Raw genomic sequence first — 17274 nt, forward strand, 5'->3', positions numbered from 1 at the left:
TGAAATTCTTCAACATGAAGATCATTAAATTGAAGTAATTTAAACCTGCTCATGTATGGATATGTTTTTGTCGTATAAACGAAATAGAAATGAATAAAGAGGTGTAAGTGAACATTGTAATACTGAAACAATGGTTCAATGATTATGTTGAGTCAGGCGAGGAAAAGAGTTGGCGTAAAGATTATGAAAGTACTTTTAATAAGGTGCAAGAAGTAAAACAAAAACTGAATAATAGTTATAAATTAAGTGTAACCAAAGATCTAGAGTTTTTAAGTGAATTTCTAAAAAATGATGCTAATGGGGTCGCTTCTAAAGGACAATCAAATCTCGCAAATGACGTGTTTGATAAAATTATTCGAGATAGTGAGTTTCTGAATGTTATAGAAAATATCATTCAACGACCTACTGAAGAGGCATATAAAGCACTGCATAGTTATGGTGAGCAATTACTGACTCAATATAGTAGTACGAATAGACCACTGTTATTTAATCGTGCATGTGCTTCATGTACTTTAGATGTTTCTACATTAGTAGATGCTAATAAATTTAATGCATTAGTTCGTTTTTTAAATGAAAGCGAAATTATTACTATTCCTAAAGAAATTCAAGACAATAATTGGTATGTAAAAAATAAGTTTTTAGTTGAACAAGTAAAGACAGTTTTTAAAGAAGAACTGGAAACAGGTAAAACAGATTTATTTTCACTGAATATCTTTTTATGGCGTATTTATGACAGACAAGTCTCAAAAAACTTTAATGCTAAAAGTGCTGTGAATTATCTCAATGATAGATATCCAAATACGTATACGAGTACAAAACATATAGCAGCGTTCAAGACTTCTCAAGGCCGAGAGTTAGCATTAGATCCTAAATTAAAAACGCCTATCATCATCTGCGATGCTGAACCACCAATAGAACTAAAGTTACTCGTTAAAAAAGCCTATTCAGAAGATGATCCAAGGCATCATCATTTGTCCACACATGCAAAATCACTGATGTTAGGTAATAAAGCATATTATATTATTGTGAGTAATCGCGATGATTTAGAAAAGCTTTGTGTTTGGTATGACGGCAATTTAGATCAAGAAAAAATAAATCAATTTCGAAATCAGGATAATAATGTGAGCAAGTTAGAAAAACCTTTAAACCGTATTCTATTTGGTGCTGCTGGTACAGGTAAAACTTACAATACCATTAATCATGCTTTGTCGATTGTGGATCCAGAATATGATCCACAATTAGATCGTAAAGAATTAAAGAAAAAATTTGATGATTATAAAGAACAAGGTCAAATTAAGTTTGTCACTTTCCATCAGAGTTTTAGCTATGAAGATTTTGTTGAAGGAATTCGGGCTGATACAGATGATAATGGTCAGTTAAGCTATGAGGTGAAAGATGGAGTATTTAAAGAAATTTGTAACAGAGCTGCTTTCAAACATGTATCAGAAGTTTATATAGATAAAGAAATAGATGACTTTGTTGCACAAATTTCTCTAAATGAAAAGCTGTTGGAAACAAAAACAGGCGTGGAATTCACAGTATTTAACAGCTCCGGGAAAGGGGGAATATCTGTGAGAACAACAACACAAAATGAAATTGTGATTTCAAAAAAAGCAATCAAAAATTATTTATTAGACCCTAGTGAAAATATACGAAGTAATCAGGCTTATGCTTGGGCTATTGCTCGTTATATTAAAGCTGAATTAGATGAAAAATTTTCAGATAATGACACTCGCTCAAAAAACTTTGTATTAATCATCGATGAAATTAACCGAGGCAACATTTCCCGTATATTTGGTGAAATCATTACTTTGATTGAGGACTCAAAACGTCAAGGTGCTGAAGAAGAGTTATCAGTAACATTGCCATACTCAAAGGAAGAATTTTCTGTCCCGAGTAATGTTTACATCATTGGCACAATGAATTCATCAGACCGTTCTTTAACAGGTTTAGATATTGCATTGCGCCGTCGCTTTACCTTTGTTGAGATGCCGCCGAAGCCAGAGTTACTGATTGAAATTGAGGTAGAGGGGGTGAACGTTGGTGAGCTGTTAAAGATCATCAATCAACGTATTGAAGTGCTGTTAGACCGTGATCATTGTATTGGTCATGCCAACTTTATGAGCTTAAATAAAGACCGTAGTCGTGAGCATCTATCAGCCATCTTTAAACAAAAAATTATTCCGCAGCTTCAAGAATACTTCTTTGATGACTGGGCGAAAATCAACATGGTATTAAATGCTAACGGTATGTTGAAAGCTAAACCTATCGAACGTTCTGCCTTATTTCCAAATATAGAGAGTGATTCAGAAGACTTCTTTGAAGAACAAAAAACCTGGCAATTGGTGGAGACGGCATTTGATTCAATTGCTAGCTTTAGCAAAATCATTAAGCATTAATCGGGGATCTAGATGCCTGATTTTATCGTCCGAGAATATGCCTTCATCAGCGTTGCATATGAAGGTTGCCCTAAGTCTAGCTTAGACCATGCTTATATTTCTGAAAAGGCATTCGAGCATCTCTGTGAGCTCTCAGCCTCATTTTCTAAGCATGGTGCAAAAGTGTTTGAACTTGCAGGACGTAGAAAGCTAAAGCTAGATCAATATGTGGGTGTGATTGAAACCCCATGTGCTACACGAATTGAAATTCTACCGAAGCATGTTGAACTCGATACTGACGATGAGGAATCTGTAAAGCGAAAAGAGCGTAATTTACTGCAATCTATGCTGAAGGTATCTTTACATTTGTCATCAAGAGAAGCCGGAGCTGCAAGCCTAAACCGCTTTAAAAACCAACCATTACATGAGTGGATTATTACCCAATTCCTTACCTCTTTCGAGCGATTGATTCAACGTGGTATACGTTTTGACTATAATCGAGTGCAAGAGGAGCAAAAGTTTTTACGTGGGCAATTACAGCATGTGAAATACATGCGTCAGCCACCTGCAAAGAAGCATATTTTCCCGATTGAACACGATGTCTATGAGGTTAATCGACCTGAGAATCGTCTGATTCGCACAGCATTAGAAGTGGTTTGTAAAAAGACCAAAGATGCGAGCAATTGGAAGCTTGCTCAAGAACTACGTTTGATGACTAGTGAAATTCCTCGAAGTCAAAACATTCAGCAGGATTTTAAGCAATGGCAGTCAGGGCGCTTACTTGCTGCGTATGCCGAGATTAAACTTTGGACGGAGCTCATCTTAGGTGAATACATGCCTGTATCTACACAAGGTAATTGGCGTGGCATGAGTTTATTGTTCCCTATGGAGAAGCTGTTTGAAAATTATGTTGCCTATCATTTGCGTCGTAACTTAATTCGTTGGAATGTGAAAACCCAGATATCGAGTCAACATATATGTTTTTATGAAGAAAAGCCTATTTTTAGATTAAGACCTGATATCCATATTCAGCATAAAGAAACGAATCAAATTATTGTCTTGGACACAAAGTGGAAATTGATTAACAAAAATGATCGAGCTGGACGTTTTGGGTTGAAGGATGGTGATATTCAACAGATGTTTGCTTATAGTCATTATTACTTACAGCATTCTAGTCAAGTCATTATAATTTATCCTCAGGTTACACACTTTGATAATGAGTTGGAGTTTAAATTTAATGTTGAAAGTGATAAAGCCCTTTTAAGAGCGATTCCGTTTCATTTGGATGAACCGAAAAAAGTATTAGATTATTTGCTTGATTAGGCCTGTTTTAAATTGATTAAATAAATTTCATGTAGCAATCGTTAAAATTCATCTTTAGTCTATGTGTAATGGTCTAATTAAATCAGAGAGGGAGAAGTGAGATATAATTTAAACAGATTATGAGAGAGATACTAATTTATCAACAATTTAGAATATATAATTTTTTGTAACTATAATTTGAGCTCCCATTCTCTCCACCAAACTGAGCTAAACCATGCCTAGCAACAAGTAATTTGTACACCGTTATGTACACTGTAATTTATATAACTATTTTAATTTTTTAAATACAAAAACTTATATATTGAGTTCAATTGACGCCATCTCCAAATGACTATGTAAAGAAGCCACTTTTTAAGTGGTTTTTTGTCCTCTAATCATAAATTAATTCAAAAGTTAAAGTTTTTTTAGAGAACTGAATATTTGAATCGGATAAAGTAAGTTAAATCCAGCCGAATCAACACTAATAAAGCCGAATCAGACGTTGTCTTGGTTACTTTTCTTGATGCATAAAAAATAACCAATAATGCAATCTTGTAGGTGAACCAATATTTAGTGTATAAAAACCTAATACTATGATATTAAAAGACTAAAATTACAATTTAAAAATACATTGTCCCTATATTTTAAATAAAATCCGCAATGCTCACGATGACCATCTTCCAATCATAATGGTGTAAGAAATATTTGAGACACAGTCCTATAGAGAATAAAAAAAGAATGGAGTCGATGAAATGAAAAGCATTGTGAATGCGGATTAACTTTTCAGGAGAGAACAATGCAGGATTATTTGTTATTACCTTGGGCTGATTCCTCTCCTTATGGTGATGGACGTCTGTTATTACATGCATCAGCAGCTGGGTATAAGCTATCACCGTGTGTTATGTCATTGAACGATGTGACTGTAAGTGGACGTTATATCAACTATCCAGAAGGAAGATTCGGTTTTTTTGTTGATAAAGACCAAAGAATTTGTTTGTTTTTTAGGGGGATGGTTTTGCCACTGAGCGAAGTGGCATCTATGACGCATCGCATTGGTTGGAGAAAACGAGAATTATCGCTCCAACTTCAAAGTGGCAAGGTTATTTTGTTTAAGTATTTAGGCATAGGAAGTTTGCTGATTAGACCTGAACTTTTATTGGATATGTTGCTTTTAGATATGTGGGAGTTACAGTTTGATCTACCGAGTTGGGTGAAAGCCGAATTTAATAGAGCAGAAGACGGAAGAACTTTTCCCACATTTGCTGCATCAATATGTCATGGTCAAAGCGATTAATGATCAGCAGGCTTGTAAAGCTATCGCAACTCAGATTTAAATTCGCCCTTATTTAGCAAGATAAAATGGTCCTTCCATTAAATGCAACACGTCAAAATATCATGCTGGTTACATCATCTGAGCCTTTGACTGATCGGACTAATTTGAACTTCTACATGAATCCTTAATCATGATATGAATGAACATAAAAAGCCCATGTCATCATCTGATTTTTTACGTATTTTCATATTTTCGAGTGAAAAGTGAATTTCTGACTATGGTACAGATCCAAACAAAATTTTATAAATAGCACTGTAAATGAAAGTTAGACCTTAAGTTCATTTTATATGTATACACTGAAAAAGAGCTGCTCATTTGAGTGGCTTTTTTTGTAGTACAAGTTTTCAACTTGGATATAAAAAAATAGAAATTTATAAATTAAAAATTGCATATTGTAATGTTATAACATAACATTTTGCGCATTGAAAAATAACCTTAAACATAATTATGCGTCTCTTTTTAGTAATGGGGCTATTGATTAGCCATGTGGTATTTGCAGAAGAAACAAACACCAATAATCATCCAACACATAGTATGAATACGATTGTGACGACAGCATCTGCGAAAAAAGAAAATGTTCATGATGTGATGGCAAGTATTGATGTGATTGATGGTAAGCAACTCAATGAGCGATTCATAAACGATGTTTCAGATGCTCTGAATGATCGAGTAGGTCTGCAAAACGTAGGTATTGGTTTAAATCGCAAAAGTGTTTCTATTCGAGGCATGAACCCTAGTCATACTTTATATCTGGTCGATGGACAACGTATTAATAGTTCATCCTCAGCAATTGCACATTCTGATGGTGAATTAAATTGGGTGCCAACCGAAGCGATAGAGCAGATTGAAGTGGTTCGAGGACCGATGTCTTCACTTTATGGTTCTGAGGCTTTGGGAGGTGTGGTGAATATCATTACTAAAAAGCCGATTGAGAAATGGACAGGATCTGCTTCTATTCAATCGTTATGGAATGAATCTAATTTAGGTGGTGATCAGTATAAAACCAGTGCGTATTTGTCTGGTCCACTGATTGAAAATAAATTAGGTGTTAATCTCTGGGGTGAATTTAGAAAACGAGATGCACTTGAAGATCCTAGCAACGCTCGTTTAAGTAAACATGATGAGCAGAAAAATGCCAGAGGTCATCTGGGGGTATTTTGGCAAGCCACGGATCAACAACAAATTGAGTTTATTAGTGAGTATGGTCATGAAGATCGACGAGACTTAAGAGGGGGGACGCGTAATCAATATTATCAAGTTGATGATGAAATTGAGCGGACTCGATTCGGGTTAAAACACGAAGGTCAATGGAGTTGGGGTAAAAGTATTGTTCAGCTCTATCAGACACAATTCAAAAGAGAAAGTGAGCGCAGTGATGGCGGAGATACGACATCTCCACAAAAATTGACTGATCAAGTTGCATCGACGCAGTTTCAATTTGATTTATCTAATCATCATTTAATAGTGGGTAATGAGCTTCGTAAGGAAAAGTTGGAAGATCCAACGGTCAATTTAAAACAAAAAGACAGTATTACCCATTATGGAATTTATCTACAAGATATTTGGCAAATCTCTGATCAATTTAAAGTTGGATTTGGGGCACGTGGCGATGAACATCCGAATTTTGGTTGGGAATTGAGTCCTAAGTTTAATATAGCTTATCAATTCAACGATGCATGGACAGTTAAGGCAGGTGTTGGTAAAGGGTATAAGGCTCCGACTTTAAAACAGTTGTCTAAAGAATTCGAATCGAATGCGGCAATGGGGGGGATGGGCATTATTCGAGGTAATCCTGATCTTAAGCCTGAAACCAATACTTCTTATGAGGTCGGTCTACATTTCCATCGAGATAATTTTGAAACATCGCTTGGTTGGTTTAGAAACAATGTGGATGATTTGATTGAAACACAGCGCCAACCTACCTGTTCAGTTGCAGGAAAAATCTGTCTAGATTATGTCAATGTGGCAAAGGCTGAATTACAAGGTATCGAGTTGAGTGCTGCTTATCAAATAGAACCGTATTTACATGTGGAAGCCAATTACACCTATTTAGACGCAAAAGATAAAAGTAAAAATATCCCACTTGAAGATCGTTCAAAGCATCAATTGAATAGTTCAGTCATTTGGCAAGTGAATGACAAATTGCAAACAAAGTTGCGTCAGCAATATCGTAGTAAACAATTTCAGGCTGTGAATACACCATATAGCCAGGGTTATACCTTCTGGCACATTTATGCAGATTATAAAGTTACGCCAAATTGGACTATTCAGACAGGAATTGAAAATCTGACGGATAAAAAAATTGGCATCCAACCTGATCAATTACAAACGTTTAGTGATGCTGGACGTCGTTATTTTGTTGGCATGAATGTGAGATTTTAATCATGATGAAATCTTTAATTCGTAATCCAATAGATCCAATTCATATTCAAAAAAGTTTAGATTTGAACTTTATCTTAGGTATTTTGAGCATCTTCTTATGTGTTTATTTCATGTCAAATACTGCTTTTGCACATACAGCAGATGCTCAAACTAAAGTGTTGGTGTTACATACCGATTTTGTTGCCAATACAAAATTTGAAAAACTTGCCCCAATCGCGTCAAAGCAAAATGTGCAATTGAAGCACTTACAGGTCAATCAAAATCAACAAGCTGTTCAGCAATCTATTCAACAAGCGGATGTCGTAATCTTGGATGTTCCGCGTCCACCAGATCGTAAACAGGTTGAAGAACTTGCTCTGGAAAGTTTAAAAGCACAAGACAAAGCGTATATGACCATTGGTGGTGGTGCACCGCAGTTTCAAAAAATTCCCAAATTATTTGGGTTTAAATTATTAGATCTGTATTACAACGGTGGTGAAATCAATTTTTCACACTATTTTGAAGCCATACACCTTTGGCATAGTGAAGGTAAAAAAATCACTTTTAAAACGCAGAAACTACCAGAAATTTCGATTTATCACACTGGATCACAAGGCTATTTTGACAGTGTGCAATCCTATTTAGATTGGTATCAGCAGAATGTCACAGATCAGAAAAAATTAGCGATTCAGGCACAAACAGCCTATTTGGTTTATGTGTTTCATCCAAGCAATATCACCAATTTAACCTCTGAAAAAATTGATCAGCTGATAAAACTGACTGAGCAAAAAGGGATTGTTCCTATTGTATTACTTTGGAGTGAATCGAAAAGTAAAACCAAACTTTCGGATTTTTTTAAGGATACTCCAATCACTGCAATGGTTAATATGACCCATATTCAAAATGGTCAAGATATCGTCGCTGAGTTGAAAAAATTAAATATTCCGATGATTCAAAGTTTAAATTTTAATGGCAACGTCGAACAATGGAACAATTCTAAATCTGGTGTTCCGCCACATTTAGCTTCTATTTTTTTGAGTCTACCAGAAACATGGGGTTTTTCAGATCCTTTGGTACTGTCGTTAAATGATGGTGGTCAAGAGCGTTGGATTGAGCCACAGGTCAATGTGTTACTTGATCGTGTCATTGCACAATCAAAATTAAAAAATAAAGCAAATAAGGAAAAGCACATAGGGATAATGTTTTGGAACTATCCGTATGGACAAAAGAATTTGTCTGCATCTAACTTAAATATTCCTTTGAGCATCGAAAATATTCAAAAAAGTCTAAAAGAAAATGGATATATCACCCAACTGATTAAAGAGACCCAAATTATTGCAGATGCTCAAACCTTATTATCTGCATATTATCAGCATGAAAAATTAGCTGAATTAGAGCAGAAAGAGTTGCTGAGTTATTTTCCTGTTGAGTCCTATCTTCAATGGTTAAAGACTTTACCTGAGCAACGCCAGCAACAATTACAAGAAAGTGCAGATATTGAAAAATTATCAAAACATTGGGCTGTCGTGAAAAGACAAGGTGAGCTTTATTTCGCCATCCCAAGTCAACGTTATGGAAATTTATTGCTACTTCCTCAACCTCCTCGTGGTGCGAAAGTCGGTGAAAATTACCACAGTCAAGATGCTGTTCCAGATCCCTTGTATTTGGCAACTTATTTATATGTGCAACAAGAAACCGATGCGCTGATTCATTTGGGGACACATGGGACACAAGAATGGTTACCTGGAAAGGAGAAAGGCTTAGCGGCTGACGATTATCCATTATTGACTGCTGGCGCTTTACCCATTTTTTATCCCTATGTTCAGGATAATATCGCGGAAGCCATGCAAGCAAAACGCCGTGGTCGTGCAGTGACGGTAAGTCATCAAACTGCACCTTTGGCACCTTCTGGTTTATATGATGAATTACGAGATATGCACGATTTAATTCATCAATTTGCTCAGCTTGATGACGGTATAGTAAAGCAACAGATTCAAGGAAAAATCATCGCTTTAACTGAGCAAAGTGGTGTTCTTAAAGACTTAAATTTAACAAAAGCTCAAGTTCAAAATGACTTTCCACAATTTTATAACAAGCTTCATGATCACTTGCATCAGCTCGCACAACAAGCTGTACCTATGGGGTTACATCGTTTTGGATCGTCTGCACCAGAAGATCAGCGTCTAATGATCGTTTTACAGCAGTTAGATGCGGGCTATTTTGAGGCATTGGATTTAGATAAAAATGAAGTATTCAATGCCGATGCTGAAACGATTCGTAAATCCTTAGCCTATCGTTATTTGGCACATTATGTTTTAAATCCGCCTGAATCCAAAGGTTTTGGGTGGCTTAAATCTAAGGCTGCAGATCTTCAAGTTGATGCTGATGTTCAAAAGATAGGGCAAAGTAGAAAACTAAAAACGTATATCGAAACTGCACAAAAAAATTATGAATATTTAAATGCAGATGGAGAAATGCAAAGTTTATTGAATGCTTTATCTGGGGGCTATGTCTTAGCCGGAGCAGGTGGAGATCCGATTCGTCAGCCTGAAAGTGTCAGTGGACGAAACTTATATGCTTTTGAAGTCAATAAAATTCCGACTAAAGCCGCTTATGAAATGGGACAAAAAACCTTTGAGCAGATGATTGCGCAATATCAGCAAAACCATCCTAAACAGTATCCTAAAAAAATTGCGTTTAGTCTGTGGTCATCGGAAACAATTCGACATTTAGGTGTGTCCGAAGGACAGGTTTTGGCGGCACTTGGTTTAAAACCTGTATGGGATCAGGCAGGAAAACTGGTGAGCTTAGACATTATTCCACAACAAGCGCTTAAGCGACCACGTGTGGATGTTGTGATTCAAGCCACCAGTGTTTATCGAGATCAATTTGATTCTTTTATGCGTTTACTTGCAGGTGCAATGGCGAAACTTTCAGACTTAAATGAACCGAACAATCAGATTTATGAAAATGCCCAGGATATTCAACAAGCATTAATTGCACAAAAAGTTGATCCTGAACAAGCCAAAGCACTATCGCAGCTTAAAATTTTTAGTAATGAGCCTGGAGAATATGGCTCAGGTTTGACGAAAAAAACATTGTCTTATGATGATTGGGATAATGAGCAAGAATTAGCAAATACCTTCTTAAATAACTTGCAATATGCCTATGGCGTTAAAACGTGGGGTGAAAAAGCGCCCGTCAATTTATTTGCTGAAAATTTAAAAGGCGTTGATGTCGCGATCATGTCGCGTTCTTCAAATGTGCATGGTGTGTTATCGACAGATCATCCCTTTGAATATTTAGGGGGATTGTCCTTAGCTGTTCGTTCCGTTCAAGGAGAATCACCCGAATTGCTCATTACGGATTTACGTCAAAATAAAGCTGAAGTGACCTCATTGAAAGCTTATTTATCAGATGAATTGCGTACCCATTATTTAAATCCTGAGTGGATTAAAAGTATGCAAAAGGAGGGTTATGCAGGCACATTGGAGGTAATTAATGTGACCAATAATTTATATGGCTGGAATGTGACAGATCCTTCAGTTGTCCGTGCTGACCAATGGCAAGATATGTATGAAACTTACGTTCAAGATAAACGCGAACTGGGTGTCAATGAATGGTTTAAACAACACAATCCATCAGCACAGCTTCAGGTGTTGAATCGTATAGCGGAAGCGATTCGTCAAGACTATTGGCAAGCTGATGATGAGACAAAACGAGAAATTGCAGAAAAAATTCAAGCGTTGCAAAAACAAGTGAATTTGCCTTTAGAGTCTAAAAAGCTCAATGAATTCACCCAAAGTATTTTGAAGCAAAATGTCGATGCATCTTCAGATAATAGCAAGCAAGTCGATAAAGCAATTGATCAAGTAAACCTTGAAAACTCACCTGAAATACAGCGCAATATAGATGATAAAAGCGATGATAAAAGCACTCAAAATCATCAAGCTTCGGGACGAGGTTTAAATCCAACAATGCAGACTCTGAAAGAAGCCGATGCCAATCAATCAGCTCAACATCAGAGTCAATCTTCTATAGAAATACAAACACCTAAAACATATCAAAAAAATATTCAGAACCAAACGCATCAAAAAGTTAAAGGTCAGGCTTTAGAGCAAGTGAAGAAGAAATCGGAAACACAAGACTATGTGTGGTTGGGTGTCTTTCTGCTGAGTTTATTGGTTGGGCTTGGTGGTTTTAAACAATTTATGCAACAGCGAACGAAATAAGAGGAACCTATGCAAATTTTAGAACTCGAAAGTTTAATTTATCAAGCATCTAAACTTTTTCTATGGCCGGTCATGTTGTTGATTTTTTTAACACTTATTTTTTCATTGATTTCTTTGGGAAGTTTTGTGATAGAGAGTATTTTAAGAACCTCAAAACACTACAATTCAGTGCTCATAAAGTACGCAACACAGAATCAACTAAAAACATCTACAGATGACTTAGAGTTATGGATTATCAAGCGTTTGGAGTGGCTGAGAATTGTATCCCGAACTGCACCAATGTTGGGGCTGATCGCAACCATGATCCCAATGGGGCCTGCTTTATTGGCTTTGTCTTCAGGCCAAGCAGAGCAAGTGGGGCAGAATATGGTGGTGGCATTTTCTTCTGTAATTTTATCTTTAGTTTCAGCTTCTATTTGTTTTTATATTTTGGTTATTCGTCGTCGTTGGTTGCTAGAAGAATTACGTGAGTATGAAAAAGAATTTGATAGCTTTCATCAAGGAGAAGCATAATGCGCTTTTTAGAACATGATGAGAGTGATGATCCAATGCTTTCAGTTGTCAATTTGATCGATCTTTTTTTAGTGATAACTGTGATTCTGATGATGTTGGTTGTTCAAAATCCCCTTAATCCATTTTCAAAAAATAATGTCATGGTGATCGAAAACCCAGGTGAAAAGAATATGAAAATTTCATTCAAAGAGGGACAAGAATTAAAACAATATGAATCTACTGGACAAATGGGCGAGGGCGAAGGGAGCAAGGCTGGAGTAACTTACAAGCTCAATGATGGTCGCATGATTTATGTGCCTGAAACCGAATCAAAATCTGAATAATGATTAAATCACTTAAGAGGAACATGGCATTTCTCCTAAGTGATTTTTTTATATAGCGATTTAACAAAATTTGATGTTTTAAATATTGAAAATCTCTAAAGAATAAACTTGCTTAAAATTTATTCATACATTACAAATGAACCCTCAAATGATTAAGACAATACATTGATTTGAAAGGGGCATATTGGGGGATTTCTATGCATCACACGATTGCATTACATCAAAAACAATTTTTTTTAAGTCTCTTCACGATAGGTGTAAATGCGTCGCTCTATGCAACTGAAATTTCATCATCAAAAACAGAAGTAATAGAACAGCTGAGTCCGATTATTTTAAATGCGCATGATCGATCATCTCATCATGTAGCCAAAGAGCAAATGCAAAAAGTCGCAGGTGGCAGCAATTTTATTGATCACAAAAATCTAGAACAAGGTCGTGTTGCCACAACGGAAGATGTATTTCGACTGCAAGCTGGAATCTATGCAAAGTCAGCAGGGAATGAAGGTGTAAAAGTATCGATCCGTGGCTCAGGGATTAATCGTGCGCCCGGTGCTCATGCTTCAGGTTTATATGTGTTGTTGGATGATATTCCATTTACAGGACCGGGTGGTACGCCGTATGAATTACTTGAACCCTTTTGGCTCAATCATGCAGAGGTATATAGAGGTGCTAACGGCTTTGAAAAAGGTGCAATGGCATTGGGTGGTGCGATTAATTACGTCACTCAAACAGGTCAAGACGCTGAACGTTTAAAACTCAGATATGAATTGGGCAGTCGAGGTTATCAAAAATACGCCATCAGTTCAGGACAGAAGATCAATGACTTGGATTATTACATTACTTTAAGTGGTTCAACCTATGATGGATTTCAAAAGTTATCATCAGGTGAGAGCAAAGGTGTTGCTGCAAATCTTGGCTATCAAATCAGTCCACATCTGGAAACGCGTTTTTATTTGCGTTACCGAGAAACTGAACATCAGACTCCTGGACGCTTAACCAAACAGCAGATCAAAGATAATCCCAAAGCTGCCAACGACTATAACTTGCTTTATGACACCAAACGAATACAACCCGGAAGTACGTGGCTTGCGAATAAAACCACGCTTAGTCTGGATGATGGAGCAAAGTTAGAAGGAAGTGTTGCTTATCATCGTTATCCAATGGATTTAAGAGAAAGTCCATATCGCACGCATGTTGAATATTCAGATGTGACTGCAAGTTTAAGTTTCATTCAGCCTTATACCTTACTCGGTTTAGACAGTACGGGAAAAGTGTTATTTCTAAGTACGACACATCGTCCAGATTCAGGCGTAGTAGAGTCTTTACGTTTGGATATGAATGGTTATCCAGCAGGAACAATTACACGTAAATATACCTATCGAGGTTCGGACAATGTCATTCAATTGAGCAATGATTTAGCTTTAAAAGAAAATCTTTGGCTGAGCACCGCAATGTCAGCAATGTATACACATCGTGAAAATGAAGTGTATTACCCTGTAACTGACCAAAAAATCAGTGAATATGAATGGAACTTTGCTCCACGTATTGGGCTTCGTTATGAATTTAGCCCCAATATGCAACTCTATGCGAACTATAGTCATAGTGTAGAACCTGCACATCCTTGGTCAATGATTTGGGGTTCAAATGTATATTTCCCCGCTGGTAGTGGTCCTGCGGCAGGGCGACAACGTGAGCCTGTACATTTAAATACGCAAAAGGCAAAAACATTTGAGTTAGGAACACGTGGTGAACATGCATTTGGACAATGGGATTTGAGTTACTACTATTCCAAAGTGAAAAATGAGTTGTTGATGGTGGAGCTATCACCATTGCCTGATCTGTTTGTCGCTGAATCAAATGCAAGTGATACCCTTCATCAAGGTGTTGAAGTGGCACTAAATAGCCCACTTTGGCAACATGACACTTTAGGTAAAATCTCCTTCAACCAAGCCTATACCTATAGTGATTTTCATTACAAAAATGACCCAACTTTTGCTAAAAATCAGTTGGCAGGAATTCCCAAACATTATTATCAAGCGCAATTACGTTTAGATCATCCAAAAGGTATGTTTGCCAGTATCAATACCGAGTATTCATCAAAAATTCCAGTGGATTATGCCAATAGTGCGTATGCAGACAGTTATCAGATTTGGGGCTTGAGTTTTGGCTATGCGCCAGAGAGTCAAAAGTGGCAAACGTGGCTTGATTTTAAAAACATCGGTAACCGTCATTATGCAGCAACGGTAACGCCTGGTTTTAACGATAATGGGAACGATGTGGCTCGTTCAACACCAGGAGAAGGTTTCTCTACTTATGCAGGCGTATCTTTCAATTTCTAAACAGGATCGCCACAGCATTGATATTTCGCATCCGTGAGTTTTGTTGTGCACAGCATTTTAAAAGGCTGAACTGTTATTTTTTACTTTGCATCGTGCAATATTCCATAGATAATCCAAGCAAACACATTCGTGATCAGTGAGTAAGGTTTATCTATGAAATACATGGAAATCAGAGATTTAATAGATTCTGAGCTGAAAAAATATAGCCATAATCAGCTGATTCCATCGGAACGTTATTTAGCAATGAAATATCATTGTTCACGAGAAACCATTCGCAAGGCGTATGAACAGTTACGAGCTGAAGATAAAATTTATAAAGTTCAGAATGTGGGTTGGTTTGTCAGCAATAAGAAGATTCAATATTATCCAACATCTACCGATAATTTTAACGGTTATGTGAGCGCGCAGGGTTTCAAAATTCGTACTGAACTGATTTCAACACATATCGTGAAGGATTTTGAAGGAATACAGCATTTTGATATTGCGCATCAAGAGCAGGGTTTTGTTGAAATTGTTCGATTACGTTATGCCGATGATGTGCCTGTATTGCTGTCCTATAATTATTTACCACTCAAACTATTTCCTAATATATTAGAACACGACATTATTTCTTCCGTGCAAGAAGTGGTTATGCATCAATACAATGTGCCTTATACCAGTAGCCAGCTCAAAATAAAAAATACTGCTGTTGCCAAAGAAGATCTACATCATTTGGGAGTTCCACCTAATCAAACCGCAATTTATATTGAACGTATTTCAAAATCTAGTGATCAAGTGATTGAATATGATGTGGAAATATGGCCACAAGATAAAATTGAGATGAACTTGGATATCCAAGGTTAAGCAAATGAATATGCTTTTTTATATGTTTTTTTAATGGAAATAAGATGATTAGTTAGAATAGTAATTTCAGTTGATGATTTATTTTATAAAATCATATAGACTTTTAATAAGTGGTACATACCACTTATTATTTTGTGATTAAAATGGAATAGATCATGCTGAAATGCTGGGTTATATATTTAAAGTCTCAATACATCGACAATATCTCGAATGTTTTATTGATCGAGAGATTAAATTCGTTATACAGCGCTATTTCATTCAATACCCGTTGTGATTTGTATCTTTCAAAGCGAACAAAAGTGTTAACTCACAGCATGTCATTTTGTCAGGTGACAACATGATCAATGCAAGCAAACCACAAGGTGATATGCACGTGCTTGGTCATGGTATGGGGACATGTTTGGAACCCAAAGATTGGCCACATATCACTTTGAATGAGTTGAACCAACTTAAAGCGCACTATGCTGTTTTACACGGACAACTCGAAATCGTATGGCGCAGTCCACGTCCATTTTCTTCAGCGGTCATTGTTCATGTGACCCCTGAGCATGCAGATGCTCATACGAAAAATACAGCACAATTTTTTATCAAACGTAGTCATGGATCATTTCGAAATGTCGATGATCTCTTACAAGAACATTTATTCATTCAACATTTAGCAGATCAACAGATTTGTGTACCTAAGCTCATCACGCATACTGAAAACTCAACGGCATTGGCGATGGGTGAGTGGAGTTATGAGATTTTTGAACGGGCTCAAGGCTTTGATCTTTATGCAGATCAACTGTCTTGGAAACCATTTTTTAATGCATGTCATGCAGCCAAAGCTGGGCAAATGTTGGCGAGAATGCACCGCGCAGCACAAGGTTTTTCTAGCCGAAATGAACGTTCAGCCAAATATTTAGTGTCCAATCAAAAATTGCTTGAAAGTGAGGATCTTGTTTCAGCAATTAGGCATCGTATTGAACAAAGTCCTGCCTTGAAAGCATATTTTCAACAGCATGTATTGGATGAAAATTTTCTGACGCAAGCACATGTTATTCATCAAAAAATTAAATCTGCATTTCATCATCAAAAAAAAATATGGACACACAATGACTTACATGCATCCAATTTGCTGTGGTCAGAGAACTCATCCAATGCAGAAATCAGTAGTGTGATTGATTTTGGTCTTTGTGATTACAACTCGGCACTTTACGATCTGGCGGTCACGATTGAACGTAATTTTATTGATTGGTTGGAGCTGAAAAAGTCCGATCAAGGTGATTACAACACCATTTATATCGATCAAAAAGGGTTGCAAGCCTTTATTCAAAGTTATTTAAAACAAGCACCTACCATTGAACATCTGCATATTTTGCCAGAGCTGATCAAAATCGTGCATTTGGATTTTGCCTTTTCAGAGCTCGAATATTTTATCGACATTACACATAACTTAAACCATGCAAATGCAGCCTATTACGATTGGTTAATTTCTCATACAGACTGGTTTTGCCAAACTCAGGGGCAAGCATTTAGCCAATTTTTATCCAAATTACTTCCTGTGCGTCAGGTCGAATTGATTGAATAAGTCGTTCAAAATTGGATCATTTATCCAGTTTTGAGTTGTTGTATCACCATCTGAAACCTCATGAAAATAAACACTCAGAG

Annotated in this window: 10 protein-coding genes; all 10 read left to right on the top strand. The window is 36.6% G+C overall.

Translation table 11 applies throughout. The features are described from left to right. Positions 1–107 precede the first annotated feature (107 nt). The 10 genes from G8E00_RS16370 (at position 108) to G8E00_RS04320 (ending at position 17194) form a co-directional block, all read left to right on the top strand. The gene (locus G8E00_RS16370; RefSeq protein WP_166222155.1) at positions 108–2399 is read left to right on the top strand and encodes an McrB family protein; all 2292 of its coding nucleotides are present in this window, start codon (positions 108–110) and stop codon (positions 2397–2399) included. 12 nt (positions 2400–2411) lie between these two features. Beyond that, positions 2412–3701, top strand: coding sequence for an McrC family protein (locus G8E00_RS04280; protein ID WP_166222157.1), 1290 nt, complete (start codon positions 2412–2414; stop codon positions 3699–3701). Between the two features lie 775 nt (positions 3702–4476). Beyond that, positions 4477–4974: a hypothetical protein gene (locus G8E00_RS04285; protein ID WP_166222159.1), complete on the top strand. Its 498-nt coding sequence runs from the start codon at positions 4477–4479 to the stop codon at positions 4972–4974. 486 nt (positions 4975–5460) lie between these two features. Further along, a complete protein-coding gene (locus G8E00_RS04290; protein WP_166222161.1) occupies positions 5461–7395 on the top strand; it encodes a TonB-dependent receptor plug domain-containing protein in 1935 nt (644 codons plus the stop codon). 2 nt (positions 7396–7397) lie between these two features. Beyond that, complete coding sequence (gene cobN, locus G8E00_RS04295) at positions 7398–11606, top strand: cobaltochelatase subunit CobN (RefSeq protein WP_166222163.1); 4209 nt, start codon at positions 7398–7400, stop codon at positions 11604–11606. Between the two features lie 9 nt (positions 11607–11615). Further along, positions 11616–12119: a MotA/TolQ/ExbB proton channel family protein gene (locus G8E00_RS04300; protein WP_166222165.1), complete on the top strand. Its 504-nt coding sequence runs from the start codon at positions 11616–11618 to the stop codon at positions 12117–12119. Further along, on the top strand, positions 12119–12442 hold the full coding sequence (locus G8E00_RS04305) for a DUF2149 domain-containing protein (RefSeq protein WP_166012238.1): 324 nt from the start codon (positions 12119–12121) through the stop codon (positions 12440–12442). Before G8E00_RS04300 ends, G8E00_RS04305 begins: the two co-directional genes overlap by 1 nt. A gap of 197 nt (positions 12443–12639) precedes the next feature. After that, positions 12640–14781, top strand: a complete 2142-nt coding sequence (locus G8E00_RS04310; protein ID WP_166222167.1) for a TonB-dependent receptor family protein — start codon at positions 12640–12642, stop codon at positions 14779–14781. Positions 14782–14934: 153 nt separating this feature from the next. Then, entirely contained in the window at positions 14935–15624 is a 690-nt protein-coding gene (locus tag G8E00_RS04315) for a GntR family transcriptional regulator (protein ID WP_166012240.1), read from the top strand. Between the two features lie 337 nt (positions 15625–15961). Further along, positions 15962–17194 carry a phosphotransferase enzyme family protein gene (locus G8E00_RS04320; RefSeq protein WP_227591391.1) on the top strand — a complete coding sequence of 411 codons (1233 nt, stop codon included), beginning with the start codon at positions 15962–15964 and terminating at the stop codon, positions 17192–17194. Positions 17195–17274: the final 80 nt, after the last annotated feature.

Source organism: Acinetobacter shaoyimingii (assembly GCF_011578045.1).
Taxonomy (GTDB): Bacteria; Pseudomonadota; Gammaproteobacteria; order Pseudomonadales; family Moraxellaceae; genus Acinetobacter; species Acinetobacter shaoyimingii.